The 26,738-nt window shown below is 64.1% G+C and carries 28 protein-coding genes and 1 pseudogene; 8 read left to right on the forward strand and 21 right to left on the reverse strand.

The genetic code is table 11. The features are described from left to right. Window positions 1-1,421: type IV secretion system DNA-binding domain-containing protein (locus tag RN629_RS12305; RefSeq protein ID WP_407035492.1), on the reverse strand; the 1,421-nt coding region annotated here is incomplete at its 3' end. 157 nt (window positions 1,422-1,578) lie between these two features. Next, window positions 1,579-1,863 carry a CopG family transcriptional regulator gene (locus RN629_RS12310; RefSeq protein ID WP_348636850.1) on the reverse strand — a complete coding sequence of 95 codons (285 nt, stop codon included), beginning with the start codon at window positions 1,861-1,863 and terminating at the stop codon, window positions 1,579-1,581. A gap of 528 nt (window positions 1,864-2,391) precedes the next feature. Here RN629_RS12310 and RN629_RS12315 point away from each other — a divergent pair. Beyond that, window positions 2,392-2,676 (forward strand): hypothetical protein, encoded by a 285-nt coding sequence (locus RN629_RS12315; RefSeq protein ID WP_255530183.1) that lies wholly within the window; start codon window positions 2,392-2,394, stop codon window positions 2,674-2,676. A gap of 145 nt (window positions 2,677-2,821) precedes the next feature. Here the strand turns inward: RN629_RS12315 and RN629_RS12320 are convergent, their stop codons facing one another. The 7 genes from RN629_RS12320 to RN629_RS12350 all read right to left on the reverse strand — a co-directional run bounded on the left by RN629_RS12320 (window position 2,822) and on the right by RN629_RS12350 (window position 8,003). Then, entirely contained in the window at window positions 2,822-3,805 is a 984-nt protein-coding gene (locus RN629_RS12320) for a DUF2493 domain-containing protein (protein ID WP_281124152.1), read from the reverse strand. A 462-nt stretch (window positions 3,806-4,267) separates the two neighbouring features. Next, the gene (locus tag RN629_RS12325) at window positions 4,268-4,465 is read right to left on the reverse strand and encodes a hypothetical protein (RefSeq protein ID WP_194917665.1); all 198 of its coding nucleotides are present in this window, start codon (window positions 4,463-4,465) and stop codon (window positions 4,268-4,270) included. Continuing rightward, window positions 4,462-4,698, reverse strand: a complete 237-nt coding sequence (locus RN629_RS12330; protein WP_194917667.1) for a DUF6117 family protein — start codon at window positions 4,696-4,698, stop codon at window positions 4,462-4,464. The genes RN629_RS12325 and RN629_RS12330 overlap by 4 nt, the downstream gene beginning before the upstream one ends. 59 nt (window positions 4,699-4,757) lie before the next feature. Continuing rightward, window positions 4,758-5,750, reverse strand: coding sequence for a DUF2493 domain-containing protein (locus tag RN629_RS12335; protein WP_194917669.1), 993 nt, complete (start codon window positions 5,748-5,750; stop codon window positions 4,758-4,760). Window positions 5,751-5,833: 83 nt separating this feature from the next. Continuing rightward, complete coding sequence (locus RN629_RS12340) at window positions 5,834-6,316, reverse strand: DUF736 domain-containing protein (protein WP_194917671.1); 483 nt, start codon at window positions 6,314-6,316, stop codon at window positions 5,834-5,836. Window positions 6,317-6,691: 375 nt separating this feature from the next. Next, on the reverse strand, window positions 6,692-7,198 hold the full coding sequence (locus RN629_RS12345) for a hypothetical protein (protein WP_281124318.1): 507 nt from the start codon (window positions 7,196-7,198) through the stop codon (window positions 6,692-6,694). A 154-nt stretch (window positions 7,199-7,352) separates the two neighbouring features. Further along, the gene (locus RN629_RS12350; protein ID WP_194917672.1) at window positions 7,353-8,003 is read right to left on the reverse strand and encodes a cation transporter; all 651 of its coding nucleotides are present in this window, start codon (window positions 8,001-8,003) and stop codon (window positions 7,353-7,355) included. A gap of 63 nt (window positions 8,004-8,066) precedes the next feature. Here RN629_RS12350 and RN629_RS12355 point away from each other — a divergent pair, with 63 nt between their 5' ends. Beyond that, entirely contained in the window at window positions 8,067-8,471 is a 405-nt protein-coding gene (locus tag RN629_RS12355; RefSeq protein ID WP_281124153.1) for a MerR family transcriptional regulator, read from the forward strand. Between the two features lie 74 nt (window positions 8,472-8,545). Here the strand turns inward: RN629_RS12355 and RN629_RS12360 are convergent. Then, window positions 8,546-9,438, reverse strand: a pseudogene (locus tag RN629_RS12360) (hypothetical protein). A 55-nt stretch (window positions 9,439-9,493) separates the two neighbouring features. On the opposite strand from RN629_RS12360, the gene RN629_RS12365 reads away from it, so the two are divergent. The 5 genes from RN629_RS12365 to RN629_RS12385 are packed head-to-tail and all read left to right on the forward strand — an operon-like array spanning window position 9,494 to window position 17,763. Further along, a complete protein-coding gene (locus tag RN629_RS12365; protein ID WP_281124154.1) occupies window positions 9,494-10,174 on the forward strand; it encodes a hypothetical protein in 681 nt (226 codons plus the stop codon). After that, window positions 10,171-12,288 carry a hypothetical protein gene (locus RN629_RS12370; RefSeq protein WP_281124155.1) on the forward strand — a complete coding sequence of 706 codons (2,118 nt, stop codon included), beginning with the start codon at window positions 10,171-10,173 and terminating at the stop codon, window positions 12,286-12,288. Before RN629_RS12365 ends, RN629_RS12370 begins: the two co-directional genes overlap by 4 nt. Then, on the forward strand, window positions 12,285-13,415 hold the full coding sequence (locus tag RN629_RS12375; RefSeq protein ID WP_407035493.1) for a TniB family NTP-binding protein: 1,131 nt from the start codon (window positions 12,285-12,287) through the stop codon (window positions 13,413-13,415). The genes RN629_RS12370 and RN629_RS12375 overlap by 4 nt, the downstream gene beginning before the upstream one ends. Further along, window positions 13,412-15,319, forward strand: a complete 1,908-nt coding sequence (locus tag RN629_RS12380; RefSeq protein WP_281124157.1) for a TniQ family protein — start codon at window positions 13,412-13,414, stop codon at window positions 15,317-15,319. The genes RN629_RS12375 and RN629_RS12380 overlap by 4 nt, the downstream gene beginning before the upstream one ends. 14 nt (window positions 15,320-15,333) lie before the next feature. Continuing rightward, window positions 15,334-17,763 (forward strand): TOTE conflict system archaeo-eukaryotic primase domain-containing protein, encoded by a 2,430-nt coding sequence (locus RN629_RS12385; protein WP_407035494.1) that lies wholly within the window; start codon window positions 15,334-15,336, stop codon window positions 17,761-17,763. 125 nt (window positions 17,764-17,888) lie between these two features. On the opposite strand, the gene RN629_RS12390 is transcribed toward RN629_RS12385, so the two are convergent. The 5 genes from RN629_RS12390 to RN629_RS12410 form a co-directional block, all read right to left on the reverse strand. Further along, window positions 17,889-18,623 carry an ATP-binding protein gene (locus RN629_RS12390; protein ID WP_281124159.1) on the reverse strand — a complete coding sequence of 245 codons (735 nt, stop codon included), beginning with the start codon at window positions 18,621-18,623 and terminating at the stop codon, window positions 17,889-17,891. A 200-nt stretch (window positions 18,624-18,823) separates the two neighbouring features. Beyond that, window positions 18,824-19,024 (reverse strand): hypothetical protein, encoded by a 201-nt coding sequence (locus RN629_RS12395; RefSeq protein WP_281124160.1) that lies wholly within the window; start codon window positions 19,022-19,024, stop codon window positions 18,824-18,826. A 55-nt stretch (window positions 19,025-19,079) separates the two neighbouring features. Beyond that, window positions 19,080-19,727: a hypothetical protein gene (locus RN629_RS12400; protein ID WP_281124161.1), complete on the reverse strand. Its 648-nt coding sequence runs from the start codon at window positions 19,725-19,727 to the stop codon at window positions 19,080-19,082. An 81-nt stretch (window positions 19,728-19,808) separates the two neighbouring features. After that, window positions 19,809-20,942, reverse strand: coding sequence for a phosphoadenosine phosphosulfate reductase family protein (locus tag RN629_RS12405; RefSeq protein WP_281124162.1), 1,134 nt, complete (start codon window positions 20,940-20,942; stop codon window positions 19,809-19,811). A gap of 22 nt (window positions 20,943-20,964) precedes the next feature. After that, window positions 20,965-21,441 (reverse strand): hypothetical protein, encoded by a 477-nt coding sequence (locus tag RN629_RS12410; RefSeq protein WP_281124163.1) that lies wholly within the window; start codon window positions 21,439-21,441, stop codon window positions 20,965-20,967. A gap of 206 nt (window positions 21,442-21,647) precedes the next feature. Here RN629_RS12410 and RN629_RS12415 point away from each other — a divergent pair, with 206 nt between their 5' ends. Further along, window positions 21,648-21,839 (forward strand): hypothetical protein, encoded by a 192-nt coding sequence (locus tag RN629_RS12415; protein WP_194917697.1) that lies wholly within the window; start codon window positions 21,648-21,650, stop codon window positions 21,837-21,839. A gap of 58 nt (window positions 21,840-21,897) precedes the next feature. Here RN629_RS12415 and RN629_RS12420 read toward each other — a convergent pair whose 3' ends face one another. The 6 genes from RN629_RS12420 to RN629_RS12445 form a co-directional block, all read right to left on the reverse strand. Further along, window positions 21,898-22,596 (reverse strand): DUF5983 family protein, encoded by a 699-nt coding sequence (locus tag RN629_RS12420; protein ID WP_194917699.1) that lies wholly within the window; start codon window positions 22,594-22,596, stop codon window positions 21,898-21,900. Window positions 22,597-22,661: 65 nt separating this feature from the next. Beyond that, window positions 22,662-23,534 (reverse strand): Mom family adenine methylcarbamoylation protein, encoded by an 873-nt coding sequence (locus RN629_RS12425; protein WP_281124165.1) that lies wholly within the window; start codon window positions 23,532-23,534, stop codon window positions 22,662-22,664. 55 nt (window positions 23,535-23,589) lie between these two features. Beyond that, on the reverse strand, window positions 23,590-24,369 hold the full coding sequence (locus tag RN629_RS12430; protein ID WP_033965271.1) for a PRTRC system ThiF family protein: 780 nt from the start codon (window positions 24,367-24,369) through the stop codon (window positions 23,590-23,592). After that, window positions 24,359-25,018 (reverse strand): PRTRC system protein A, encoded by a 660-nt coding sequence (locus RN629_RS12435; RefSeq protein ID WP_281124166.1) that lies wholly within the window; start codon window positions 25,016-25,018, stop codon window positions 24,359-24,361. The genes RN629_RS12430 and RN629_RS12435 overlap by 11 nt, the downstream gene beginning before the upstream one ends. Next, window positions 25,015-25,851, reverse strand: coding sequence for a PRTRC system protein B (locus tag RN629_RS12440; protein ID WP_281124167.1), 837 nt, complete (start codon window positions 25,849-25,851; stop codon window positions 25,015-25,017). Before RN629_RS12440 ends, RN629_RS12435 begins: the two co-directional genes overlap by 4 nt. Then, window positions 25,838-26,704 carry a hypothetical protein gene (locus tag RN629_RS12445; protein WP_281124168.1) on the reverse strand — a complete coding sequence of 289 codons (867 nt, stop codon included), beginning with the start codon at window positions 26,702-26,704 and terminating at the stop codon, window positions 25,838-25,840. The genes RN629_RS12440 and RN629_RS12445 overlap by 14 nt, the downstream gene beginning before the upstream one ends. Window positions 26,705-26,738 lie beyond the last annotated feature (34 nt).

Raw genomic sequence — 26,738 nt, forward strand, 5'->3', positions numbered from 1 at the left:
ACCCAGGTCGAGCAATAGCCGGTGATCGCAGCGGCATCCTGGATACCGTAGGTCGCCTCCAATTGCGGGTAGGACTGGAACCCCAGGATACCGCACCCGCCATATTTGCGGGCGCGCGCTAGGAAGTCGGACAGCGATGGCAATTTCTGCAGCGTGGGGAGTTCGTCGATGACGCAATAGAGGCGTCGGCGGCGATCGGGCGTCAGGCTCATGACCGCCGAAATGGCGATATCGAGCCAGACCGTGATCAGGGGCCGAAGCGACGGGAGCTGGTCGGCCTTGACGGTGATGAAGAGCCAGCCGTCCCCCTTTTCGTTCGCCACCCAGTCCCGGATCGACAGCCCTTTGCGGGTGTCGTCGAGATAGGAAAAGCTGCGCATGACGGAGGCAAGTTCGGCCTGGATGCCGGCAGACGTGCGCTCCCCTTCGAGGCTGATGAAAGCCGCGGCATCGGTACCAGCGGCGAAGGCTGCAAGATCCTTCAGCTTGGACCGCAACAGGCGATCAAGCAGGATCGAGACCAGCATTTGCTTCTGATGCGCGAGCTTGCGCATGACCGCGACGAGCGTGCCGCGGGCGGCCTTCGCCCAGAACGGATCACCCGCCTTGTCGGGGATCGTCGACTCAGCGATCTGGTCATAATGGTAATCGCGCGGGACGTCGCCCCAGGGCGACCAGCGGCTGGTGCGCTTGTCGAGTGGATTGAGAAGAATGTCCTTTCCCGGGCGGTAGAATTTCTCGACGAAGGTGCCGGCAGTATCATAGACGATCGCCCGCTTGCCCTCCTTGCGGATCCCCTCGAGCATCTTGACGATGAGGTTGGTCTTGCCGGTGCCGGGCGCGCCGCACAGGAGCACATGCTCGGGCTCATAGGCATCCGGAATGGGGACGCCGCCGATCGAGAAGCTCCCCTTGCGCTGGTGGCGGAGCAAGTGTTTGACCTGCCGGATCGTGCCGAACCGGGCACCGCGCAAATACTCGTTCGAGCCGAGTCCCCTGCCCGTGCGCGTGAATGTGAACCAGGCGAAGAACAGCGCCAGCAGCGCGAAGGCGCCGGCGATCAACGCCCCGTGGATGAGGTCGAGCTCGACCTTATGGAGAGTCTGCTTGGCGAGTTTGGAGGCGAGCAGCCAATCGGCTGACGTCCAATATTGGTGTCCCGCCGGCGTCTTGAACAACACCGGATCGTTGGTGCCGGCGGCCGCATCGACCTTGAAGCTCGCCTCGACCAGTTTGCGCAGGATGAAGCGCTCATAGTCCGTCGACATTTCGAGCGCATACCAGATGGTGCCCATCACCCAGAGGACGAACCCCGCGATGACCGTCTGGAAAAACACCTGGGTTGTCATGCGGACATTGTGGACGATCGCCTGTCCGCCGCGGGTCCAGGAGCCGAGCGTGTCGTTGCGAAAGATGCTCATCGTGCGTCTCCCGCGTCCACATGGACAGGAAGGACCGATCTGGGATGCCCGAGATACAGGAGCGGCAGGAAGCCGATCGTCCAGGGGATGGTCGGCAGCTGCGGCGATGCCTGAAGCTCGGCGGTGGGGGTGGGATCAGCCCGTCGTTCATCCCCGCTCATCGGTCGGCTTCCGGGTCGAGCAGACCCCTGTCCCGCAATATGCCGCGCGCCTCCGCCATCCCCTTTTGCAGAACGTCCGGGGTCCGTTGGCCGATCGAGGTGCCGAGGATGGTGAGGATTTGAATGCAGGTCGCGAGGATCTCGTCCTGCGACGAATAGATGTACCGGCCGCGGGGATCGGCGGCCTGTTCGAGAACGGACCGAATGAACACCGAGAGGGAGAGATCGGCGCCGGCCGCGCGCCGGTTGAGGCGGTCGTGCAGGGCGCTGTCGATCCGCACGCTTATTCTGATCATGTCGTAGCTCCAGCACTGGGAGCTCGACGGGCAAGTCTTGAAGCAAGCGCATCATAGCGCGGATGCCGCTGTTTTTCAACGATTTATGCTGTCCGACATGTCAGACAGGAATAGACGCGCAAATCCAACGATTTGCTCGACGCACTGTCGTTCGCGGGTGACATGTCGGACGCCGCGCCGTGTCCAGCGTCGGACTTGTCGGACAGGCTTATAGCATTGATTTATCGTCGGAATAGCCGCGCAGCACCCGTGCGTACGGTGCATTACAAACGGCCAAGGCCGTGAGTGCTCCCCTTCGCAGCGCTCTGCGCGCTGCGTTGTCTCGACCGGGCATGGGCGGACAATCCCCGGCAGGGGATTTCTTCTTCTCGCCGGCGGCACGCCGGCAAGCTCATCTCGATCGCGCTACCGTTGGTGTGCATGAGATCGATACCCCAAGTTCGGGATTGAACGCGCGCGAACCCAGCTTACAATCCGGGACGGCGGGCAGACCCATCACAAAGGACGATGGACATGCCCAAGATGACGGAACGTGAGCGACTTGCCGACCTCGAAGCGCGACAGCGCAAGGTCGCCGACGAAGTGGAAAGTGCCCGGCGCGCCCTGCGCGATCGCTATGCGGGGATGGTGACCGAACTCCCAATCGAGGCGCTGACCGAGCGGGATTTCAAAGACCTACTCAACCAGGCGATCCGGGTCGGTGGGAGTCAGGCCCTCGCCGCCCTGAAGGCGCTGCCAGTGGCAGCGGCCGAACCAAAAACTCGCCCGAAGGGTGGCCCAGCGACGAGCATGGCGTAGCCACGCGCAGGAGGCCGACAGCACGCTGTCGCACCGCCCCGCGACGGACCCGATCTCTGATCGGGCTCCCGAGCGGGGCGGTTCTCTACGCCAACAAAAAAAGGGATCGGCCGGGCATCATGCCCAACCGATCCCCATCACGATCTCAGGCGACAGCGCCGGCTGTGCGCTGATCCGAGAGCCGGAAGAAGTGCGCCGGCACCCGCTTGTCGCGGACCATCCGGGCGAGGTGCGACTGAAGTCCTGACCCCTCGCAGACCAGCGCTTCGACGGGGCGCAGTGCCAGCAGCCGCTCGTTGCGGGCGAACCCTGCCCGCTTCCCCAACCGTGCGTCGAGCGTGAAGGCCACCAGCTTCACACCCGACCGCGCCGCCCATGCCGCCGCGATCGCGTCGCATCCCTTGTTCTGGGCGGTCGTCGCCAGCACCATCGCCGGGATCCGGGCGTGGATCGCGTCGAGCTGATCCCACAGGAGCTGATGGTCCTCCCATTGCTGGCCGCCCGAGAAGATCACCACCGGCCCCTGCGGCGCGTGTTCCTCGATGCGGCGCTGGCGGCGTGCGGCGAGGAAGTCGGTGGCGGCGATGACCGAGGCGGTCCGCTTTCCCGACACCAACGTCGCGCGCGGTGCCGACCATGGCCGGCCGGTTTCGGCATGATACATCTGCGCCGCGTGATCGCGCATGCAGGCGACCGCATCCCGGGCTTCGTCCAGCGACTGGCAGAGCGTCTGGGCCTCCTCCAGTTCGCTCGTCGCGACCTCGCTCCCGTCGGCGGAGCGGATCAGTCCGTTGACCTGCTGCGCCGCGCGATCGGCTTCCCCGTCGAGCTGGTCGGCGACCTTGTGGAAGCTGTGAACGATGCCCCAGGCGAGGCGGTCGGCGATGCTCTCCAACCGGGTGTCGTGCAGGACGTCGAACAACGTCGTGATAAGGAGTTCGGTCGCGCGCTCGGCCTCCAGCGGATCGGGCATGCCGGCATCAATGCTGTCCTCGGCGCGGTCGATCCGGAACTCGCCCACCGTCTCGGTGAAGGCGACGGCGAAGCGGTCGCTGGGCTCGGCCGTCTCCTCGGCATAGTGCGCGGCGATGTCGGCGAAGCGGGAAATGGAACGGGGTGAATGCGTCATGATGGCCTCCTGAAATTTAAAGAGGCATTTTTCCCGGCACGGGCTCTGAGCGACGGGGTCAAGGATCGCGAAGCGACCGCGTAGCGGCGATGGGGGTCACGATTTTCTTTGGCGGCCACCGACGTCGACGCTGAGGCGCTGTGTTCGATCCGCAAAAGAAAATGGTGGGGCCCCGTCGTCCTTGAGGCCGGCGCTGTCCCCGTGCCATGCTTGGACTTCTTGATAGATAGAGAGAGGCTGTGATTCGGGGGGCTCGATGCCCCCCGAATCGCATCGGCCGGTGCGGACCCTTTGTCCGCACCGGCCGTCCCGCACGTCTGAGGATTGTGAGACGCTAGCCGCGCGTAACACCCTTCCACGGCGGTCAAGGAGAAGGGCCAAGCCTGTTTGTCACTCGCCGCCCTTGCATAAAAATAGGCCGGCACGCGGGAATGCGTCCGGCCTCACAGGAACCTCAGATCGTCAGGGGTTCAGCCAATCGAACCCTTCATGGTGCCCGCAATGATCGCAGGCGACCGTGCGGTAGATATTGAGCGAGCCTTCCGCGCGCTCGACTTGGCCGTGCTCGGCTGGTTCGCCACAACGTGGACACGGCGCTCCCCATCGCTCGTCGGCAAGCTCCACGCCGCCGGGCTCGATGCAACCTCCATAGCCGATCATGGCTGCTCCGATCTATCGGTGTCGGGAGGTAGATAGGCCTCATACGGGTCTCCATCGTGAAGATGGCCGAACGGCGTCATCACGTAAGCACCGTCGTCCCGTCCCACGGCGCAGATAACGTAGCGCGGGACGCCGGTGACCGCGTCGGTGCACTCCATCAGGGCGAGATTACCGTCCTCGGCCGCGCGGCGCAGGGTTGCGAAATTGCGCCGGTACACATCTGGTATGGCCATGTCGGCCTCCTGTGAAACGGTGGGAAAGGAGGCGGGAGCGAAGCCCCCGCCCCCGATGCTCAGGCCCGCATCCGGCGTAACGCGGTATCGGCGATCTGATCGGCCTTGCGGAAGGCATGGATGGGCACGCCCGCCTGTTTCAGAGTCTGATAGAGGTTCGCCTGCAGCCCCGAGCCTTCGCAGAGCACCGCCTCGACGGGCTTCAGTTCGGCGAGCTTGCGGTTTCGGGTGAAGGCGGTTTTCCGACCCGAACCGTAGAGGCCAAACGCCACCAGCGGCACGCTATTGCGGGCCGCCCAGGCCGCCGCGATCGCGTCGGCGCCTTTGCGCTGTCCGGTGGTCACAAGCGACATGTGCGGTACGCGCTGATGGACCTCGTCGAGCCGCGCCCACAGGGTTTCCCAATCGTGCCACTGGGCGGGTCCGGAAAAGACGACGATCGGTCCCTTCGGACTGTGCTTCTCGCGGGCGGCAAGTTCGCGGGCACGCAGGAAATCCTGCGCCGCGATCTGGCTCGCTGACGATGCGGAGGATGCCCGGCTTCCCCGCGCCGGCGACCACGGCCAGCCCGACTGCGCACGGTACATCTCGGCCGCATAGTCGCGCATGCACTCGATCGCCTCGCGGTGCTCGGCGGTCGACTGGCAGAGGAGCTGCTTCTCCTCCAGCTCGTTATTATAGACCTCGCTCATGTCGGGATGTCGCACCAGGTCGCCGATTTCGGCGGCGAGGCTGTCTTCGCGGCGTTCCAGCTTCCCGGCGACGAAATGGAAGCTGTTGACGAAGCCCCAGGCGATCTCGGCGGACAGCGGCTCAAGCCGCGTGCCCGCGAAGAGATCAAAGATGGTGGCGATGATCGCCCCGCATTCGGCCTGAACGGCGAAGGGCTCGGGCATGTCATGCTCGCCGGGTTCATCGCCAAGCTCGACGATGCTGAGCGGCATGGGATCGCCGAACGCCGCCTGAAATTCCGGGGTGGCGATCATTTCGGCATAAAGCGTGGGCAGGTCGGCCAGGCGGCTGATGCTGTTTGAGGATGCGGTTCGAGCCATGATGGCGAACTCCTTGTCGAAAGGGGAAACAAAAAAAGGGCCGGAGGCGCTCGACGCACCCCCGGCCCTCGTTCACTTGGCGGTCAGAACGGGATGTCCTCGTCCACGTCCGCGTCCGTCCGGTCGCCGTTCAGGCTGCCGTCGGCGCCGGCGGTGCTGTCACCGAAGCCGTCCTGGGTCCGTGGCGCATAGTCGCGCTGGCTGGTGCCGAACCCACCGCTGCCGAAGCCGCCGCCGAACCCGCCGCCGAGATTTTCGCGACGCCAGGCGACGGTGAATCCACCCGCCTCGTTCGGGAACAGGGCGACCGGAAGCGGCTCGGGCAGGCTCGGATCGTCGATCTGGCCCGCGAGGAAGACCTCGCCGGTCTTCTTCGACACGGCTTCCCAGAGCGCCCCGATCTGCACCCAGCGCCGCGCGATGTTCAGCGCCACGATCTCGTAGATCGGCGCCTTCTCGCTCTGGCTCTGCACCGGGCGAAGCCCGATCCTCGGCAGGTCGATGGTGCGCGTGAAGACCGAACCCATCAGGCGGCCGTTCTCCTTCTTGAATTCACCAATGTTCATCGCCTCAACTCCTTCGAATGTCGCTCTCGAGACCATCTCGGCGACACTCCTCCAGATCCCCCTTTCCTCTGATCCCCGGCCTCCCCGCCCGCGCTGCCGCCCAAGAACAGCGCCGCGCCGCCACCAGCTCCTCCCTCCCCCGCCCCGCCGCGCGCCCAACCGCCGACGCGCGCTCGTTCGCCCGCGCCCGTCGACAACTAGGCAAGGCTTCCGGGGCAAGTTTGGCGTGTGGGTTAGGGGGGCGCGAACGGGAAAGGCCGGCGGGGCACCGACGCGGCGGTGGATTCGAGGAAAGTGTGGGGCGATCGGCATCAGTCGCTGCGGCGCATGGCGCCGTTCGGGTATCCGGAGCTACACGGGCAGAAATGCCGTTGGCTAGGCGTGGCCTGCGGGATGCGCGGTGCCGATCGGTTTGACGATGACTGGGTGGTGTCGGCCGAGCATAGTGAGAAGCCGGTCTTCGGTCTGATCGAGGGCGTCGATGCTCTCGAACATCTCGGTGGTGTAGCAACCGCGGGCAAAGGAATCGCTCGTTGGCGGCACCATTACAGTAAAGTTGGCGGGCCAATGGCAGAGAAGCAGGAGCGGCCAGCCCGGAGCCGGCGCGGCGTAGCGACAGAAGACAATGTCACCACCATTCAGCGCCGAAGGGCGTCGGTCGAATAAGTCTGGGACGACGGGGAAGTCCCGCTCGGCGGCGAGAAAGGTCTCGATCTCGTCGAGTTCGAAGCGGGTTTCGATGATGATGGGATAGTAGCGGCCGAGCGGTAGGCTGGGGGCCGCGTACCGCGGTGGTATATCAATCACCAGGATATCCGGCATGGTCGGAATCGGCCGACGATACAGTATTCGGCGAACGGCGAGGTCGTGGATCAGGCGCATCGTCACGGTAGAATGACGGCGTGGCTAGACACCGGTCAAGGTGAAGCTGCGCGGCCCGGGCGGGGCGAGAAACGGCTGTTATGCCGCGAGTCGGTCGACACCCTCATTGAACCGGTCGAGCCACTCACGCATCCGTGGGCGACGCTCGATCGGGCTACCGAGCGGTTGCTTGCGCGGTGTTGCCTGACCCTCGGTCCAGTTTGAATTCAGCGAGGGACTGGCGGATGATCTGCGCCCCGCCGGTTATGCCAAGGCCTGCGATGATCGCGGCGACCGCGAGATCCGGCCAGGCCGTACCCGTGCCGATGACGCCGGCGGCCGCGAGCAGCACCGCGAGATTGCCGATCGCGTCGTTGCGCGAGCAGATCCAGACCGAGCGCATGTTCGCATCGCCGCTCCGGTAACGATAGAGCATGAGCGCGACGCCGCCATTGGCAATCAGGGCGATCATGCCGACGATTCCCATCGTCCCGGCCTGCGGCACGCCCCGGCCCATAGCGGCAAGAATCGTCGTGACCAGGACATAGAGGCCGAAGGCGAGGATCGTGCCGCCCTTGAGCAAAGCAGCACGCGACCGCCAGCGCAGCGCCATGCCCGCGACGCCGAGGCTGATCGCATAGTTTGCGGCATCCCCGAGAAAATCGAGCGCATCCGCCTGGAGCGACCGCGATCCCGAGGCGATGCCCGCGCCGATCTCACCGGCGAACATCACGACATTGACGGCCAGCGCGATCCACAGAACGCGCCGCCAGCGTGTGTCTTCGATGCGCTGGGTTTCAGCACAGCATGATCCGCAACCGGCCATGTCGCCTCGCTTCCCTTGAGTCGAGGCGCTATATGCACCCTGTAGCAACTACAGGGTCAAGCGATGAAGATCGGTGAAATGGCGTCAACGACTGCGACCAACATCGAGACGGTGCGCTATTATGAGAAGATCGGCTTGCTGCCTCCGCCGGCGCGCACCGGCGGCAACTATCGCAGCTATGGACCGGAGCATCTGGCACGCCTCTCGTTCATCCGGCGGGCGCGCGATCTTGGCTTTTCGATCGAGCAGGTCCGTGCCCTTCTCGATCTGTCGCAACGGCGTGGCCATGACTGCGCGACAGTCGACGCGGTCGCCACGGCCCATCTTGTCGAGGTGGATCGCAAGATCGCCGACCTGACGGCGCTGCGCCGCGAACTGGGCGCGCTCATCGAGTCCTGCGCCGGCGGCACCGTCGCAGATTGCCGCATCCTCGAGGCGCTCGCGCCGAATTCGTCCGATATGGCGTAGGACAAATGTTTGATCAGGCCGGGGACCGCAGCGCCGTGTAGTTGCGCGGCCCAGGCGGGTCGAGAAAGCGGCAGTCATGCCGCGATTCGGTCGACACCCTCATTGAACCGGTCGATCCATTCACGCATCTGCGGGCGACGCTCGATCGGGATATCGGCGGCAACAAGCTGGAAGTCGACAAGGTCGACGGGAGCCCCGGCGATGATGGCATCGATCTCCGCGGGATCGAGCAGAGCGTTCGCACGAATGAACAGCGTCATGGAGCCGGGTCGAGACTTGGTAGAGCTTCGCCACAATCCCTCGACATTGCGCAGGCGCGGTGCGGCACGCGCCTCCAGGAGCACGATCAGTCGGAGGCACCAGCGCGGGAGTGTTATCAGTTCGTTCGGTTTTTGCGCCGCGCAGAAGAGCAAGCCGATTTGATCGGGATGGGAAGGCCCTCGGCGCGGATCCGTGCGGCACAACGCTGGCGGTCCCACCCCCACTCGCGAAGTGGATAGCGATAGTCATAAAGCGGTGAGACATGACCTTCGCGATGTGCATATCGCCGGGTGTCGGCGGGTGAGCTGTCATAACCGATAAGCTTCACCACACGCTGGCCGTGAGCCCATGCTCGTTGCGCTGGCTCCCAGTTCGCAACCCATTGATCTTGAGGCTGAATTTTCCATTTCGAGCTGCACGAATGGCGCCCGAAACTGATTGACGGCAGGGTCGCGTTAGTCAGGCAGTTCTCAAGTAACGTGAAGTAGGGCGGCCAATGTTTGAAGCGCTTCGGGACGTAACGGACGACATGATGCTCGATGCCGTGATCGTCCATCCATTTCTGGAAGATCGGGAGATACGCATAGGTTTCTTCGCGCTCGACTCCAGTATCGGCCGTCAAGACGACGGACAGGGGGAGGCTTCGAGCGACCCATTCAATAATGAGGGTCTGAGCGGAACCGATTAACGCCCTTTGCGGAAGCAGTTATACTGAACCGGCAATTCGAGTCGTTCCCGCAAGGAGAATAGTGGATGCCGGCGTGACCGACAAATCTGCCCGTTTGCGTTCTGGCGCAACGGTGCGGTTCGCCCGAAATCCGGCAGGACGGCCGGGGCAAAGATCGTGCACGGGCTGGTATCAGTCGATCAAGGCTGGCGATGCGCTACCTTATGAGAGCCTGCTCGAGCGCGATGCGCTGTTGCTTCTCGACTTCGATCCCGATGTTGCACAGTTCGGGGTGCAACCGGAAACGTTCGTTTGGACGGAAGCTGGCCGACAACGGCGTTACACCCCCGATATCCGGCTGGAGACGGTGGGCGGCGCGGTCATCTACCGGCAGGTGAAACTGGCCACGCGATTGGCGGCTGACCCGACCTTGGGCGGACGGTTGCCAGCAATCGAAGCCGAGTGCGCCGCGCGTGGGGCCCGGCACGAAATGTGGCTCGATACCGATATCCGGCGACAGCCACGCTTGTCGAATGTGCGACGCCTGCGCGCAACGGTGGCGGTGCTGGCGGCAGAAAACCTCGACGCGATCCACACCATAATCACCCGCCTCCCCATTCCGTCGAACCTGGGCGCAGCCGCCGAGGCGCTCGGCGGCCGGCCCGTGCATGTCAACATTGTGCTCGGCCTCGTGGCAGTCGGCGAGCTTGCGGTGGATCTCGATCGACCGCTCGATGACGACACGGTCCTCATGCGGGGAAGGAATGCGAAATGAACGCAACGCCGATGCGCTTCCAGCAAGGCGACACGCTCTCGATCCGGGACGATCAAGGTCAGGTGGCGCTCTGGTTGGTGATCGAGCGCAAGCGCCGTGGCTATTTGCTGCGACCGCAGAGCGGCAGCGATGCGCGAACATGGAGCGACGATGAAATCGACATCGTTTATGGTGCCCGGCGGCTGACGCATCATCCTTGCAATGCGGACGGCCTGCCCAAGGCGATCGCCGAGACGCTGGAGAAAACCTGGGAGTTCTGGCCCGAAGAAATCCGCCGCGAGGCCGAGCGCAGGGACACCTATGTACGCATGGTCGACGCGATCCGCGGCGAGCACCCGACACTCATGGGCGCCTATGCCGCTGCCGCCGAGGCCGTGTTCGACGCGCATCATGAACAATGGGAACGCGAAGATGCCGCGCTTGCGGCCCGGATGGCTGCGGAGCGGCGAAAAGGGAACGGCGTGCCACGCCGCACCAAGGCAGCGGCCCGGCCCAATCCCTATACAGTGCGGGCGTGGTATAGCGTATGGAGCCGGCACGGCCGGGATGTCCGGCTCCTGATCCCGCATTATCATCGGCGCGGGGCACGCCAACCCCGCTATGCGCGCGAGGACGGCGATCACCCCGATACCTACAAGCTCATGCGGCAGGCCGTCGAAGTCTGGTATTTGGGCATGCCGCGGCGGCAGAAGAACTATGCCTATCGCCGCTATGTGGATCTGTGTCGCGAGAAAGAGGTTCCTGCGGTCAGCGACCGCACCTTCCGCGTGTTTATTCGCGACAATTATACCGAACGGCAGGAATATGAGCGTCGCTTCGGTCGGCGCGCCGCCTGGCTGAAGTTCGGCATCTTCGAGCGGCGGAGCCCGCCCGAACGGCCGCTCGAAGAAGTGGAGGTGGATCATTGCCTGATCGATCTGGTGGTGGTGCATCCGGAGAGCGGCCGCGCCTTGGGGCGGCCCTGGCTCACCGCGCTTCTCGATCGCGCCACCCGCATGATTATAGGGGTGCATCTGAGCTTCGAGGCGCCGTCCTATGCCTCACTTCAGAGAGCGCTTGCCCATTCCTTATGGAAGAAGGATCTCTCCGGGCTCGCCGATATTGAGCATGACTGGCCGTGCCACGGCGTGCCCGAATGGCTGATCTGCGACAACGGCAAGGAGTTCCGGTCGCAATCGCTGCAGTCGGCCGCCAGGATGCTCGACATCGGCATCGTCAATCTGCCGGTGAAAATGCCATGGTTGAAGGGCGCGGTCGAGCGCGTGTTCCAGACCATCGGCGTGCAGGTGTTCAGCCATGAGGAAGGGACGACGTTGTCGCGGACCATGGATCTCTATGATCCGGTGGCGCAGGCAAGGCTGTCGCTCGAGGATGTGCGTAATCGTGTCCTCAAGTGGATCGTCGACGACTATCATCACAGCGTCCACGATACGTTGAAATGCACGCCCTACGAGCGCTGGCGAGAACTCAGCGCGCTTTACCCGGTGCGCCCGGTTCCCGACTTCGACCATATTGTGCGACTGACCGGAGAGACCTTCTTCCGGCGCATCTCCAACATCGGCATCCAATATGAGGGGCTGCTTTATGCTGATCGGGAGAAGCTCGAACCCCTGCTAGCGCGCCGCGGCGGGTTGGAGAAGGACTGGGAGTTACGCTACGACCCCTATGATCTGGGTGAGGTCTGGCTGCTCGACGACGAGCGCGGCGAATGGCTGATGATCCCGTGTATCGACCAGAGCATATCGCGGGGCGTCTCCAAATATCAGCACAAGATCCATCGTTCGATAGCAAGGCGAAGCCTGCCGAAAAATGCGCCGGTGACTGTCGCCGATCTCGAAGCGGCGCGCGGTCTTGCCGAACAGACGGCGGGAGAGCTGCAAAGCAAGGCGAGCAAAGTCCGCAGCAAGACGCGGGCGGCGCGGTACGAGACCGACGGTTGCTACTTCACGCCGATCGAAGGCCAGAAACGACCGCCTGAAATAGGAACGCAGGGACCGGCGATAGAGACCGCACCACCTGCGGCGAAACAGATTCCGGCGCCGGCGCCTCCCATCATAGATCTCGACGCGGACATCGAGGCTCTGGTTGCACAATGGGCGGATCCGAAGCGATGACACATCGTCGCGCCGCGAAGTTATCGGCACGGCCAGCGGTGCCCGACGCCGTGCTTGCGTTCGAGACCACGGTGATCCCACATACGCGCCACACGGAAGCGAAGGCGGCGATCCGCGAGTTACATGGCCGATACCGCCCGCGCGGGGACAGCCGACGCTTCAAGGCCCGGGCCCTGCTCATCATCGGCTCTGCGGGGTCCGGCAAGACGACGGCGCTCGAGGACTATATGGCCGACTACCCCGACAGCGCGACAGAGGATGCCGATATCCGCCGCATCGTTTACGTCGAAGCACCGGAACGGACGACGCGACGGGCGCTGGTGGGGGCGATCCTCGGCGCCTATGGCTATCGTGCGCGGGACCATTGGAACACCAGCGAGGTGATCGAGAAGATCGCGTTCTATGCCGAGGAGACGGGCACCGAGATGATCTTCATCGATGAAGGGCATCACATGGTGAACGAGAATAATCCCGACATGACGGCGGAAGTGACCGAGTTCATCAAGTCTTTGCTCAACCGTGTGAAAGTCCAGATCGTGATCGCGGGTCTTCCCCGGCTGCTCGACATCTCCGTGCCGGGCGAAAAGACGATGCAACTGCGCCGTCGGCTGCAACCGACGATCATCCTCAAGCCCTATGACTGGGCGACCCGGAGCGGTCGCACGATGTTCTCTGGCGTGCTCGGCGTCATGGAAAAGATGATGGGGTTGCCGGATGCGTCCGGCCTCGCGAAGCATGAGATGGCGAAACGCATCTACGTCGCGACGGGCGGCGAGATCGGGATCGTCTCCAAATATCTGAGCCAGGCGCTGAGCGTGGCACTGGCGATCGGCCGACGGTCGATCGATCTGAACCTGTTGGGAGAGGTTCACTCGGGCTGGCATCCGATTTATGAGCCCGATGTCAGGGATATGCTGGACTTTGATGCGATCCTTGAGGATGAACCGACAGTTCCGAGCGGCGGCCCGCCCCACCACGACAATCCCTTCCTGTGTTCGGCCGAACGCCTGCGCGAGATCTGGCTGCGCGACACCGTACCCCCGTCACCCAGGAATATGAGCCGCGTCACAAAGCTGCGCGGAAGCGGCGCGCAACCCCTGCGGCCCTTCGTGCGCGAGGGATTATGACAGCACCGGCAACTCGACTTGCGTTGCGGGTACGGCCGGCAGCGTTCGAGCCAGGCTGGGCACTGTTCAACCGGCTTGCCCTGCGGCATGGCTGTGAAACCCAGCTGGAATTTGCGCGTCAAGTGCCGCTGGTCGACCGAACCGACTTCGTTCGCGATATGGAACGTGGGCGACGCTTCCACGATATCGCCCGGCTCAGCGGCGTCCCGCTCGAAGCATTGCTTCGCAACTCGATAATGCAGACCCAGGGTGGGAGCGTCCTTGCAGGTGAGCTGGTGAGCCGCAGCGGCAATATCAGCTATAGTTGTCACTTCGCCCGTATCTGCCCGGACTGCATGCGATCGGATATCGAGCAGGGTCAAGGGCCGGTCGCCTGTCGGTCGTGGCGGCGCTCCTGGTGGGATCTGGCGAAGGTATCGAGCTGTCCTCATCATGGTCGGGCGCTGTTAGCGATCTGTCCTGCCTGTCGACATGCGTTCCGCCGTTCGGACCTGTCACCAGCGCGTTGCACGTGTGGGCACGATCTGACGCAGGAATGTACCGACGCGGTCACGTCGGATGGCACGATCGGCGACGCCTATCTTGTCGGCAGGCTTGGTGATGGACCCCGTATCTCTCACGCGTTCCTCGACAGCCTGGCGTTCGCGGACGCCGCCGAGATTATGCAATGGGTGGGCTCGGTCGCACGCTGGGGCAGATCGATCGTCAGCTGGCGTAGGCAGGAGCCTGCGGAGCGTGCCCGCACAATGGCGGCGGGCTTTGCGGTCTGCAAAGACTTCCCCGACCAGTTCGAAAAGATGCTGGACGGGATGCTGGCGGCATGTCCGCTCAAGCGTCTGACGCCTGTGGGTGTCTATGGGCGTCTGCAATACTGGCTCGGCCTGTCCACCAATCCGGCTCTCGACCCGATCCGGGAGGCCGTTAAGAATCATGTGGTGAAGAATGTGCCGATAACAGCAGGCACGATGCTCTTCCGTCAGCCTGCTATGGAAGGGAATCTCAAGACATTGGGAGGCCTAGCGAGGCTGTGCGGCGTATCCTCGGGACGGGTCGCAACGGTAGCAGCCGCACTGCACCTGATCGAACGGTTGCCTGGCGACGCCCGGGGCGTGGTCATCCCGAAATCCCTCGAGGAGCCGTTGACCGCCTTCTTCCGTGAGTCCTGTTCTCCCGAAGACGCACGGCGTCATCTCGGCGTCGGCCTCCCGCTGTTCAAGGCGCTCATAGCGCGACACTATCTTCCCCGCGCCTTCCCGCTTGGTGGGGCGTCGATCCCGGCGCAGTATCGTCTGGCCGATCTCGACCGCTTCCTCATTGCATTGCACGGCGATGCGCCCTTCGTCACAGCGCCGCCACCGGGCAGCGAGACGATCCTGCGCGCCGTGCGCATCTGTTATCGGTCCTCGGAGGCGATTATCGGCGGGCTGCTGCGCGGCCAGATCAGGGCAACGGGCCGCTTACGCAGCGAACGAGGCATTGCGCAGATACTGGTCGATACCGACGCGGTGATCGCCGGCCTCGAATATAAGGATGATCCGGTGTTCATGCTCATGGCGCAAGCCGCGCGCCACCTCGGCCTGACCATCCCGACGGTTGCAAAGCTCAAACAAATGGGATGGCTGACAATCGACAGGAAACAGACACGGCTCAGGATCGTGCCCGCCTTACGGCGAGCGGAGGTCGAAGCGTTCGGTGCGCGCTTCGTCAGTGCTGCCGAGTTGGCGCGCATCCCCGGAAAAGCTACGCATGCCGTCAGGGTTCATCAACATCTGCGAAGTGCCGGTCTGGTGCCGGCGATCGCTGGAAGCCGAAAGCTGCAGCCCTTCTATGATCGTGAGAGCGCCGAAAAAGTGATCCGTGGGGTCTATCGTGATCGGTTGCCCGAAACGACTGCAGCGATGTGACCGGATCTACCGGCATGGATGAAGCGGTACGGCTGCGGGCCCGGCTCAAGGCGCTGGATGATGAGCGGGCGGCAGTGGTCGTGGCGCTGGATGCCCTCGCGGCGCAACAGTCGACCGAGCACCGAAAAGCCGATGCTGTCTCGCTGTTCTCCGACGCGCCGGTGACCGCGACATCGCCGACAGGCGAGAAGGTCGCGTTGTTCCGCAGGCTGTTCGCCGGTCGTGAAGATGTCTTCCCACTGCGCTGGGACAATCGCAAGACCGGGCGCGGCGGCTATGCGCCCGCCTGCGGCAACGAGTGGAAACGCGGACTCTGCGACAAGCCACAGGTCAAATGCGGCGAGTGTCCGCGCCAGGCGTTCCTGCCCGTGACGGACGAGGTGATCGACAAACATCTGCGTGGGCGGGCGTTATCGCGATCGGATGCCGGCGACTTTGTGGCGGGCGTTTACCCGCTGCTTGCGGACGAGAGCTGCCGATTCCTCGCGGCCGACTTTGACAAGGCGAGCTGGGCCGAGGACGCGCTCGCCATGATGGAAACCTGCCGCCTGCGAGGGGTGTCCGCCGCGCTCGAGCGATCCCGATCCGGCAATGGCGGCCATGTCTGGATCTTCTTCGCCGACGCCGTGCCGGCACGAACCGCCCGCGCGCTGGGCGCATCGCTATTGACCGACACGATGGAGCGGCGTCCGGAGATCGGGTTCGGCTCCTATGATCGCTTCTTCCCGAGCCAGGACACCATGCCGCTCGGCGGGTTCGGCAATCTGATCGCGCTGCCGCTGCAGGGGCATGCCCGCAGGCGGGGAAACAGCCTGTTCGTGGATGAGCAGTTGCGCCCCTATCCCGATCAATGGGCGTTCCTGTCTTCGCTGTCGCAGCTGGATGCGCACGACGCCGCGCGCATGGTGGCCGACGCGGAAATGCGCGGGCGGGTGCTGGGTGTGCGGATGCCGGTGGAGGACGAGCATGCCGCCGAGCCCTGGCGGATGACACCGTCCCGGCGGCCGCCCTTGTTGCCTGTGGCCGAACCGCTGTCTGGGACACTCGATATCGTGCTGGGCGATCAGGTCTACATCGACCGGACTGGGTTGCCGGCGGCGCTAACCGCGCAGATCGTCAGGCTCGCGGCGTTCCAGAATCCCGAGTTCTATCGGGCGCAGGCGATGCGCCTGCCGACGTTCGGCAAGCCGAGGATCATCTCCTGTGCGGAGCTTCACCAGAAACATATCGGGCTGCCGCGAGGATGCCTCGACGAACTGGTCGCGCTTATAGCTGCTCATGGAAGCACTGTCAGGATCGACGACCAGCGAATGGCAGGGACTCCGCTCCCGGACGGTCTGTCGTTCCAGGGTGATCTCGAAGAACCCCAGCAAAAGGCGGTCGACGCGCTCGATCCGCATGATGATGGGGTGCTGGCCGCGACAACGGCGTTCGGCAAGACGGTGGTAGCCGCACACCTCATCGCAAAGCGGCAGGTCAATGCACTCGTGCTCGTCCATCGCAAAGAACTGCTCAGCCAATGGGTCGAACGGCTGCGAACGTTCCTCGATATCGATCCGAAGCTGATCGGGACGATCGGCGGTGGCAAGTGGAAGCCTACAGGCATGATCGACGTGGCGCTGATACAGAGCCTCGTAAGGCGCGGCGAGGTCTCGGATCTGGTTGGCGACTATGGTCACCTCATCGTCGACGAATGCCATCACCTGTCCGCGGCGAGCTTCGAACTTGTAGCCCGGCGCGCCAAGGCCAGGTTCGTGCTCGGCCTGTCCGCCACGGTTGCGCGCAAGGATGGGCATCAGCCGATCATCTTCATGCAATGCGGCCCGATCCGCTATCGGGTAGATGCGCGAACCCAGGCCGCTCGCCGGGGGATCGCCCATCGCACACGGCAACGGCGCACGGCATTCCGGCTGCCGCAGCCGCTCGCGATCATGGACAGACCGCCAATGCCGGCGGTTTATGCCGCGCTGGCGCAGGACGAGGCCCGAAACGATCTTATCTTCGATGACGTGCTGCGTGCTCTGGAGGCGAAGCGGTCGCCGGTAATCCTGACGGAGCGCAAGGACCATCTCGAATATCTGCAGGGCCGGTTATCCCGGTTCGTGCGAAATCTCGTGGTGTTGCGGGGTGGAATGAGCGCGGCGGAACGCAAGGTAGCGGACGCCGCACTGCGTGTGCCTGACGGCGAGGAGCGGCTCATCCTCGCAACGGGTCGCTATATCGGCGAAGGGTTCGATGACGACCGTCTCGACACGCTGTTCCTGACCATGCCGATCTCCTGGAAAGGGACGCTCGCGCAGTATGTCGGGCGCCTGCATCGCCGGCACGCGGGGAAAACCGACGTGCTCGTCTATGACTATGTCGACGATGCGGTTCCGATGCTCTCGCGAATGGCCGCCAAGCGTCAGGCCGGATATCGCGCGCTCGGCTACACCATCGAGTAATCCGGGGCAGAATCACTTATCGATTCTCGGAGGCCACCGGCGAATCGAGAACCAATTCTGCGAATGAGATTAATGGTTCTCGACGGCCGCCAGATGCCGCCTGCAACCGCCAACGTCATATGAGCTTATCGATTCTCCACAGACCAGGGCTCGTGATGATCGGCCTCGGAGACTATCGGGAAATCACAGCCAACGGTGAGGCCGTGGAAATTGATGCGCGGGCAATCCAGCGGTCGATTGCCGAGACCGCGGAACACGCCGATGCGACATCCCTTCCATTGTTCGACATGGATCGCTCCGCCAAGGAAGTCGGCGCGAGGCTGGACGTTGCCGTGCAAGAACACGGGAAGCGGATAATGCAGTGCGCAATGGGCGGCAGCGCCGTCGAGCGCAGTTTCCCAGATCTCCGGGAAATCGATGAGGATTTCGGTTCCGGCGTCGATGTCGAATGGCTCGACGGCAAGCGGTGCGCCGGTCTCCCAGGCATCCGGGGTGATGACGACGCGCCAGCCCTGCGCAGCCGAACGGGAATAGGAACGGATCTCGACGCGGTGTCCCGCAAGGCTGAACACGCCCATGCCCGCCGGGTCCTCGCGGTCGGCGATCTCGGCGTTCCAGCCTGAGTCGCCGAGCGTCACGAGTTTGACAGGATCGTCGATCCCCGAACCGTCGTCGCGAACGACAAGTGTCGGATGGCCAGCAAGATCATAGGAGCGGATATCGACATAGGTCGCGGCGGCGCGGCGTGCGTTCTGAAGTAGCTCCGTGAGAACGTCGGACAGGCTTCCGTTGAATAATCTCGACACTTTGTGGACCAGGGATTGGCCGACGGTGGTCCGGATGGTGGTTGGGAGGGACATGGGGGCGCTCCAGGTGGACAACGGACCGATTCCGCCGCCTCACCTGTCGTCCCCTCCCTCCTCCCATGCGCGAGCGGTGGCCCGCCGAAACAGGATCGGCCCTGCTTGATACCGTGCGCAGGCCCGTAGTGTTCGGCGCGTGTTTCGGCTGGCGTTCGGACCTAAGAAAGGTCCTGGCACGGGGCGTGCGATGGAGCCGGTCACGCGCAGGATGCTGTCTCAGGCAAGGGATCGAGAAAGCGCTCAACGACCGTAGCGTCTGCTTCGCAGTCGGCGCAGAAGGCATAGTCGAAGACCTCGCCCAAAACCCATGTCTGGGACGTGACATCCCAGGTCGCCCAAGCATCGCGCATGATATCTTCGCCACCGCATTGGCCACAGTGCATGCTTTTCTTGGTCATGATATCCTCCAGGTTGAAGTTATGCGGATGTGCAGCGCCCGTGCGCCCATGTTCTTCAGGCGAAGAGGCGCTCAGGTACGGCGGAAGGTGCGGAGAGACGCAGGTCACGGCGGATGCGCGCGGCGAGCCGCTCGGGCTGGACAAGCTCGTGGACCGACGCCCAGTGATTACCTTCGCCAACATGATCGTGGCGTCCGGCGACGCGGCGGTACATGATCTCCTGGCCAGGGCCCATGCAGCCGAGACTCAAGCGAACCTGAACCTCGGCACCGTGCAGGACCACGTCACCGCTGACGGCAACGCCGCCATGATGGGAGCGAACGTCATAGCTGTCCGGTGCAAGTCCGAGGGCATCGGCGAGGCGCTTCATCGCCTTGCGGCCATCGGCGTGAAACAGCGTCTTGGCCGGAGCATCGTAGGCGACGCCTTTGTGCGCGAGAGCGATAAGGGCGGGATGACGCTTCAATTCGGCGACGGCATCCATGCAGGCGCGGCGCAACTGCATGTCAGCGGGGCCCATGGCTTCGGCGACGGCGCCGAGATGGCGCGCGAGAAGCAGGACGGCGGGATCGCTGTCGCGCAGCTTGCCGGCATTCCGGCAATCCTCGATCGCGGCGGTCAGGGCATGGAGGCAGGCCGGGAGCGTCGTCAACGCGGACGGATCGAGGGCCTGGCTGAAGCGGAAGGCGACATCGTACGGCATGAGTAACTCCGACGGCAAAGCGCATCGTTGCGCCTCCCTTTCGTCCCCCCTCCCTCCGCGACGAGGCCGGGCAGTCACAGGTCAGGCCGCTCGGATCCTGTTGTTCGCGAGGAGTTCTGCGAAGCGTCGCTGAACCGACCACGCATCGGGATAGCGATGATCAAGACCGTGGCGGGACAATATCGGCGCGCGCGCGATCGCTATCATGCCTGCCTCTTGCAGCGTCGGCAGCCGCGGCGGCCAGCCTTTGACGAACCGGAGTCCGGTCGGCATCGCGCGCTCGATCCGCCGTCGTTCGATCGCGTCGCGTTTCGCGCGCGCAACGTCGATGGCAAGCGACTGGGGAAGCAAGTGTGGGGCAGCGTCCGCCAGCCACCGTTGCGGCTGGAACGAGAAGGTCGAGTCGGCTTCCATCGAGACGAGATGGCGATAGAGATCGAGATTGCCGTCCGCCTGCGTCGCCGCCTGAAGATCGTGTGCGGATGCGAGTACGCAAAAGGCGCAGGACAATCGCGTGGAGCGATAGCGGCAATACGCTTCGTGCAACGCGAGGTCGTGACGTGCGTGGTAGGCGAAGATGTCGTCCGATGACCAGTCGACCCCGGGGTGCCAGCTGAGCATCCGCGTGCCGGCGGCATTGCCTGCTTTGGCAAACCGTTCGTCGGTGCGCGACACGGGCGTGAAGCGGCGGCTGGCGCTCTCCTCCCGTCGCAAACCGATGACGGAGACGATCGTCTCGCCTTTGTAGCGCCGCGCAAGGTCGGGACCGATGACCCGTATTTTCAGTTCACTCGTGCAAAATCTGAGCGACGCCGAGGACCATGGTCCGATGAGATTGTACGTCGAGAGCGCCTCGTACCGGTTTTTGCCGGAGGTGAAGCGTTGTCCCCAGCGGTCGACCATATCGCCCGCGCGCCGGCGCAGGACGAGGAGCGGAAGACCCAGTTGCTGCGCAACGCCTTCGACGAAGGACGACGTCGATCGCCACTCTGCTTTTCCCAGATCGGCATGGACGGCGATACGCCGCGTGCGGGGATGGCCCTGGCGATCGAGCCAGACCATCGCGGCATGACTTGTCGCCGTGGAGTCCTTGCCCCCGGAGAGGTTGAAGACGAACCATGCATCGCGGCGGACGGCGTCGAAGATCGTCGTGTCGGTAGCGACGTCGAATTCGGCGCCATTCGTGTGGCAGGCGGCGGTCGTGGCGATGCTCATTTCGCGGTCCGAGGTGCTTTGATCAGGCGACTGCGATCAGGATATCGACCGCCTGGCGGAGGACAGCGTCGTCCGCGCCATTGACGATCACAGCGTCGGGATTGGTTGCGACGACCGCGCGGGTGACGATAGCGAGCGGCCGCTTGCGCAGCGGATATTGAAAGACCTGGCCGCGCTCGATCGTCACGAGGTTCGTGCGCAACAGGCGCTTCAGGCGGCGATATTCGAGTTCATGGGCGAGGAGATCCCCGACCTCGGTTTCGAGGTCCGCCTCGAGGGTAAGGCCGTGGACCACACGCGCCGGACGATTGGCCTTCAGCCATGCGTTGACCTGTGCTTCAGTCCAACGGCCGACCTGATGGTAGAAATCGCATCCGCCATGGCCCTGGTTACGGGCGTGGAAGGCGAGCTTGCCATCGATCCAGATGTCGGCCGTGAAAGCGCTCGTCTCCTGCGAGAGCGCGGCGCTGTAGGTGATGTTGCGCAGTTCGATCTTCATGATGGAAACTCCAGGCGCACCTGTTCTGAGGAGCATCCCACACCTCCCGCTCCCCTTCGGGTCGATTGCGGTCTTTGGGATCATCGGATTCCGGCACGCACGGTCGACCAGATGCTATAATGGGTCCGCCGACTCAGCGTCGGCTGGATCAACTACAGCGCGCTGAACTCATCAGGCTGCGAGCGTCGCGATGGAGCGAGACTGCAATGCGTGAGCTGGACGATGAAGAGAAGTTGCTTTTGCACCAGCTGGATGGCGATATTTCAACCGGCGATCTGATCATCATGGTTCGGGATCTTGGAGAGATCCTGCGTGGGCGAGGCCATGTGATGCAGGCCAACGTCGCTGAACTCGCCGCTGACCGGCTCAGACTGCTCAGCGGCCGCAGGCAGGAGTGATCTCCGCGGCGAAGATTTGAATCTGCTTCTGGCGCGGATGGCGAGACCGCCGACGTTGCTACCAGCTGTGAACCGGTAGTCCGTCGGCGGTGCCGGCGTCGCAGTCGAAGAGGATGTGGTCGAAACCGCGGTCCCGGCCAAAGCAAATGGCTGCAAGCAGGTCGTTCGGAAGTTGGCCTTGTGTGTCCGGGTCGATCTGCCGGGTCGGCACGAACCAGCCATAGATGCTGCTGGCGATATTGAGCGGACGATCGGTCGCCTCTTTTGAACACCAATGGTCGAGCAAATCGGCGGTTGATGTCGAAAGATGCGCGGTGGCGAGAACGCAGTACCAGCCGGTTTCGAGCAGGTACCCGGCGACGGGAGGCGATGCGCCGAGTTCGATCCGATCGGTCGAGAGATGCTCGTTTTCATGGATATCGAAATAGACGCCGGCGACGGCTTCGTCGTCGAGCGTGGCGGGATCGCGAGGGTCACTGATTTCGGTCCAGCCCTCGCGGCAATAGGCTGCGACTGCGCCCATAAGCCCCGCTCGCGTCAGCGCGACATAGTGATTCAGGCCATGCCGATGTTCGACCGAGGCGATGTGAATCTCCAGCGACCACGGCATTGGCGATCCTGCGACGTGGGATTCGGCGCTGGCCAGTGCCCCCAGCAAGGCAGCGCGGTCGTGCTCGACAAGGCTGGCGGGGTCTTCGATGGCGCGACGCGCGCGCGCCAGCAACCGCGCGAGATCGCGTTTCGACGTGTCGGTCATGACAGTTCCTCATCGTATCGGGCGAGCAATCGCCGATTTCGGCCATGGGCGGTGCTCGGCTGAGGTCAGGCAGCCTCGGCAAAAAGCGGTGGAAGCGTCACGTCGCCTTCGAGCGCGCGCCGATCGAGGACAGGATATGCCAAATCGGGCACCTTGCGCGCCGCGAGCTTGGCGGCGCGGGTCAGTGGGAAGAGATAGGCGTGGCAGCCGGGATGGCGCTGTCGGCGAAGGAAGCCGGTCCGTTCAAGATCGGTGAGCCAAGCGGCGCGATCTTCGCCAAATCCTGGTGGTCGGGCGCCGGCGCGAACAAGATCGTCCATGGCGTAGCGTTGTCCGCATTCCGCGTTGCGGATCTTGGAGACCGCGCGCGAGGAGATTGGGCGGCCGTTCGGCAGGATGAGATCGGTGCGCGGGCTTGAGCGCCCGACGTATCGGCTTCCCATGACCGCATAGAGTCCACCCACATGTCCCGGCAGGAACACGTGCCCGCCCTCGTCAACCCTTCGAACGGGGTCGGCGTAGGAGATGACGGAAAGAATCTCCGGTTTCTCGCGGCGCAGGATGCGGAAAGCGCGGGATACGAGGAAAGATTCAGCGTTGCCGCCTTGGGCTTGGTCGATCACGAGCCGGCCGAGGTCGCAGGCGGTGCGCGGATCGGAGAGTCCTGCCGTCTTGGGGACGCTGGCATTGTTCACCGGGTGCGAGAAGACGCAGACCCCGACAAGCTCCGATCGGCCACCCTTGCCATTGGCGAAAAGGCCAATCGAGAGGCGAGCGACCGGCATGGATGCGGCATAATGGTGCGCTTTGACGAAAGGTGCCGCGTGCAAGCGCGTGTCGATCACGTCGACGGAAAGGCGCGCGGGATCGATTTCGCTGGCGTTCGGGATCCAGCGGCAGCGGCGGTCGCGCCACCGCTGCGTGCGGGTGGTGAGCATCGTGCGATCTCCTGTATGATCACCGTCTGCGCCCCCCCTTCCCTCTCTTGAGCCATCATTGATCGGCGCGAGGGTTTGGAGGTTCGACCGAGGGCAGCGGGATTGGGACGGCTTGACCGCTAGCCAGATTGAGGAAGGCTCCGGCGTGGCCGATGGAACCGCGTCCGAGAAGATCGAATAACAGCGCCAGCGCGTGGCTGGCGAGGACCCGGTTGACGAACAGGGACTGGCGTTCGAGCGCCTCAGCAACCGAGCAGGACGGTGCATCGTCGTCGGCCACGCTCTCGTCGGCAAGTTCCGGAAAGGCCTCGAGCACGGTGGAAAGTCGTCCGGATCGTTCGTCGGCGCGCGACGGACAGCCGATTAGAAATTGGCCGTCGCTGGCGCGGTTTCCGAGATCCATCCAGTAAGCAGGCGTCGCCTTGCCATTCGCGATCGCTGTGCCAAGCGCTCGCCGTGCGGAGGCGGTATCGACGCAACTGATCAGGAGATCGATGCCTTCGAGCCCTATTGCACCAGGCGCGCGGCCATGAACCGCCCTCCAGTCAAGTCCGTGCGCGAGGTTGATCCGTTCGGCGAGTGTGCGCGCCTTTGAGTTGCCGATGTCGCACCGGTAGAATGGCTGGCGGCCAAGATTCGCCTCGGTGACGATATCGTCGTCGACCACAGTGACGTCGAGCGAACGCGAGGAGATCGCGCGCAGCGCCGTATCGAGTGAGGCGAGACCCATCAGCATTTGCCCGCCATTTCCGCCGCAACCGACCAGCAGGATGCGGATTGAGCGATTGTCGAAGGTGGCGGGCAGATAGTGGCGCTGCCTGGTCTCAGTTCGCATGGGACTCTCCTGCAAATGGGCTGCGCGGCAGGGGCAGGAACATGGCGCCGGCGCAGAGGCGGGATGCCATCACTGGGCCGTCCGGCTGGTCGAGCCGGCCGAAAACGAGCGATATCTTGGTTGTATGTGAGTCGTCGGCATTATCGGTCGCGCTAAAGAATGCGGGCCCACGACCATGGCTATGGATGTCGCAGATCATATGCCAGTCGGGCGGCAGGGCCGGCGTGCGGTAAACGAGGCGGGAGGGTGTCGCCTCTTCGATGACGGGTAGGTTCACCGTGAAATCCCCGGTCGCTTCGTTCCAGAGCACGAACGCCGCCGCCTCGTTAGGCAGCGATGCGCGGAAGTGGTCGAGAATATACTCGAGATGCTCACGCGGGATCAGGCCGCAGCGCAGGTCGGCCCTCGGCGCGCCGATGCTACCATAGGGAAGATAGGCGGCGATCGGCGGCGTGATAGGCACGTCGAGCGCGAGCCAGGGGCGGCGGAGGATGAGCATCACGCCGTCGGCTCCTACGGCAAGGCCGTGGCCGGACCGGGCGCTGCGAAGCGCTTCGAGGGCGGACGATTTGCCAAGCGGCGGGACCGGATGGCAGGGTACGGCGGCGAGCACCGCGGCTGCGGTCGGATCATCGGCGAGCTTCGTCATACCCGCGCGCTCATGGAAATGAGACTTGCCACGGTTATCTTGGCCGCGACTGCCGCTTTCGCCTGTGGCCGATTCTGCTGTCCACCACGCGAACCGAAGGGCTTGAGACGGCTGACCGGAAAGCGGGTCGCCCGGCGCGCTGCTAGGTCATCCCATAGACGGACGAGGCCGCCCTTTCCGCTGACTGTCAACTCCTGCCCCGGATTGGGGTGCGTCGACCAGGAGTCGAACACCGCGCTCTCATAGGCCGGGATGGACGCGGTGCTGAGCGCTTTCGGCCTCGGGATGTTGCCCCAGCAGAGGCGCCCGTTGACGAAAACATTGAGGACCGGGGAGTGCAGCACCGGCGTCGCGGCGTTCGGACGCTCGCTTGCCGCCAGGGCGTAGACGCCGAGGCCCGAGCGCGTGGCGATGAACAGGTGCGCCGGATACGGAACCGGCAGGGTCGTTCGACCGGAGAGCGCCCTGAGGCCGGCGGGAGGAGCCGACAGGGCGAAATAAGCGTGGCGCACTTGTGCCGGGCTCCACCAGGCCAGCATGTCGGGATGGGCAACAAGGATATTGTCCGGCAGGATTTCGGGCACGACGGTGCGGCCGAGCGCCTCGGTCCATTGGCGCAGGTGCGCGCGTGACAGCGGCACGCCCGCGGCGATCGTCGGCCGGCCGTCGCCGTCGTGCTCGACCGCGTGAAAGCTGGCGAACGCCGGACCGCTCTCGCACGAAGCGCCGTAGGGCTTGAGATTGCGTGGCGCCTGGTTCCTGTAGAGCAGGATGGCGTTAGCCAGGACCAGGCCGCCACCGCTGGCTTCGAATTGGGTGCTATGTTCGGACATGAGAGCCTCGAGATATGGGTGGGTCGAACTGGACGAGGTCCTGGGCTGCGAGAAGGAATTGCGCGCCGAGACGCATTGAGGCGAACCAGTCGTCGATACGGCTCGCGTCGGGCAGCGGGCAGATGCCGGCGATGTCCATGAAGCCCATTTCCATGCCCTGCCGCCCGACATCATCGAGCTCCCGCGTGAACTGGTCGAAGGGAACGAGGGTCAACGGCGGCAATGAGGCGCATTCCTCGATGCCCGGAAGATATTCGGAGGCGACCTGGAAGTCGAAGTGCCAGGCGTTGCGTTCGGGCGTCAGGGATCCGAGAGCCTGGTGCGCTTTGCGGAGGTCGGCGAGCTTTCGGCGGAGAGCCGCTGGCAGCCGCGCAGAGGGCGCCGCATTCGCCGCGATCATCCAGTCTGGCCGCCGCGCGTTCATCTCGGATGGCAGCGTCATCCCGTCGAGATCGTCCTCGTCCGCGCCGTGATATGCGATCAGGCACTGCCGGGCGGCTTCGTCGTCGGTTGCGCCTTCCCAGTAATACATCGCGATCTCGTCGAAGAGATCCTGGTAGCCGAAGACGGGAAGCGCTCGGCCGAGGGTGTGCTCGAGCGCCCTATATGCGGCAGCGCGCCAGCCGATGGGGGCATCGCTGGTCTCGATCCAGCCAAGGTCGAGTTGCCCCATGCTCTCGCAGACGATGGCGATCGCGGAGGGTCCATCCTCCTCGCTGTGAAGAACGGCGACGCGTAGATCGACAAGTTCGACGGGAGCCAGAATTTCAAGCACCGCGGCGTCGAAAGCGCGCTCGATGTACCGGCGGGCCGCCACACGCGTACAGGATGGCGTCGAATTCTCCCGCGACACGACCCATCGACCGATGAGCTTGTGATGTGGCGCG

It is taken from the genome of Facivitalis istanbulensis (assembly GCF_040560405.1).
Taxonomy (GTDB): domain Bacteria; phylum Pseudomonadota; class Alphaproteobacteria; order Sphingomonadales; family Sphingomonadaceae; genus Sphingomonas; species Sphingomonas istanbulensis.

Excerpts from the sequence above, each read along its gene's own strand:
- RN629_RS12335 (WP_194917669.1), bottom strand. The coding sequence starts at position 5,750 with ATGGCTCGAACCGCATCCTCAAACAGCATCAGCCGCCTGGCCGACCTG.
- RN629_RS12410 (WP_281124163.1), bottom strand. The coding sequence starts at position 21,441 with ATGAAGATCGAACTGCGCAACATCACCTACAGCGCCGCGCTCTCGCAG.
- RN629_RS12395 (WP_281124160.1), bottom strand. The coding sequence starts at position 19,024 with ATGACCAAGAAAAGCATGCACTGTGGCCAATGCGGTGGCGAAGATATC.
- RN629_RS12435 (WP_281124166.1), bottom strand. The coding sequence starts at position 25,018 with ATGACGAAGCTCGCCGATGATCCGACCGCAGCCGCGGTGCTCGCCGCC.
- RN629_RS12415 (WP_194917697.1), top strand. The coding sequence starts at position 21,648 with ATGCGTGAGCTGGACGATGAAGAGAAGTTGCTTTTGCACCAGCTGGAT.
- RN629_RS12325 (WP_194917665.1), bottom strand. The coding sequence starts at position 4,465 with ATGATCGGCTATGGAGGTTGCATCGAGCCCGGCGGCGTGGAGCTTGCC.
- RN629_RS12320 (WP_281124152.1), bottom strand. The coding sequence starts at position 3,805 with ATGACGCATTCACCCCGTTCCATTTCCCGCTTCGCCGACATCGCCGCG.
- RN629_RS12370 (WP_281124155.1), top strand. The coding sequence starts at position 10,171 with ATGAACGCAACGCCGATGCGCTTCCAGCAAGGCGACACGCTCTCGATC.
- RN629_RS12385 (WP_407035494.1), top strand. The coding sequence starts at position 15,334 with ATGGATGAAGCGGTACGGCTGCGGGCCCGGCTCAAGGCGCTGGATGAT.
- RN629_RS12345 (WP_281124318.1), bottom strand. The coding sequence starts at position 7,198 with ATGCGCCTGATCCACGACCTCGCCGTTCGCCGAATACTGTATCGTCGG.
- RN629_RS12390 (WP_281124159.1), bottom strand. The coding sequence starts at position 18,623 with ATGTCCCTCCCAACCACCATCCGGACCACCGTCGGCCAATCCCTGGTC.
- RN629_RS12315 (WP_255530183.1), top strand. The coding sequence starts at position 2,392 with ATGCCCAAGATGACGGAACGTGAGCGACTTGCCGACCTCGAAGCGCGA.
- RN629_RS12340 (WP_194917671.1), bottom strand. The coding sequence starts at position 6,316 with ATGAACATTGGTGAATTCAAGAAGGAGAACGGCCGCCTGATGGGTTCG.
- RN629_RS12375 (WP_407035493.1), top strand. The coding sequence starts at position 12,285 with ATGACACATCGTCGCGCCGCGAAGTTATCGGCACGGCCAGCGGTGCCC.
- RN629_RS12380 (WP_281124157.1), top strand. The coding sequence starts at position 13,412 with ATGACAGCACCGGCAACTCGACTTGCGTTGCGGGTACGGCCGGCAGCG.
- RN629_RS12430 (WP_033965271.1), bottom strand. The coding sequence starts at position 24,369 with ATGCGAACTGAGACCAGGCAGCGCCACTATCTGCCCGCCACCTTCGAC.
- RN629_RS12355 (WP_281124153.1), top strand. The coding sequence starts at position 8,067 with ATGAAGATCGGTGAAATGGCGTCAACGACTGCGACCAACATCGAGACG.
- RN629_RS12405 (WP_281124162.1), bottom strand. The coding sequence starts at position 20,942 with ATGAGCATCGCCACGACCGCCGCCTGCCACACGAATGGCGCCGAATTC.
- RN629_RS12400 (WP_281124161.1), bottom strand. The coding sequence starts at position 19,727 with ATGCCGTACGATGTCGCCTTCCGCTTCAGCCAGGCCCTCGATCCGTCC.
- RN629_RS12425 (WP_281124165.1), bottom strand. The coding sequence starts at position 23,534 with ATGCTCACCACCCGCACGCAGCGGTGGCGCGACCGCCGCTGCCGCTGG.
- RN629_RS12420 (WP_194917699.1), bottom strand. The coding sequence starts at position 22,596 with ATGACCGACACGTCGAAACGCGATCTCGCGCGGTTGCTGGCGCGCGCG.
- RN629_RS12440 (WP_281124167.1), bottom strand. The coding sequence starts at position 25,851 with ATGTCCGAACATAGCACCCAATTCGAAGCCAGCGGTGGCGGCCTGGTC.
- RN629_RS12330 (WP_194917667.1), bottom strand. The coding sequence starts at position 4,698 with ATGGCCATACCAGATGTGTACCGGCGCAATTTCGCAACCCTGCGCCGC.
- RN629_RS12350 (WP_194917672.1), bottom strand. The coding sequence starts at position 8,003 with ATGGCCGGTTGCGGATCATGCTGTGCTGAAACCCAGCGCATCGAAGAC.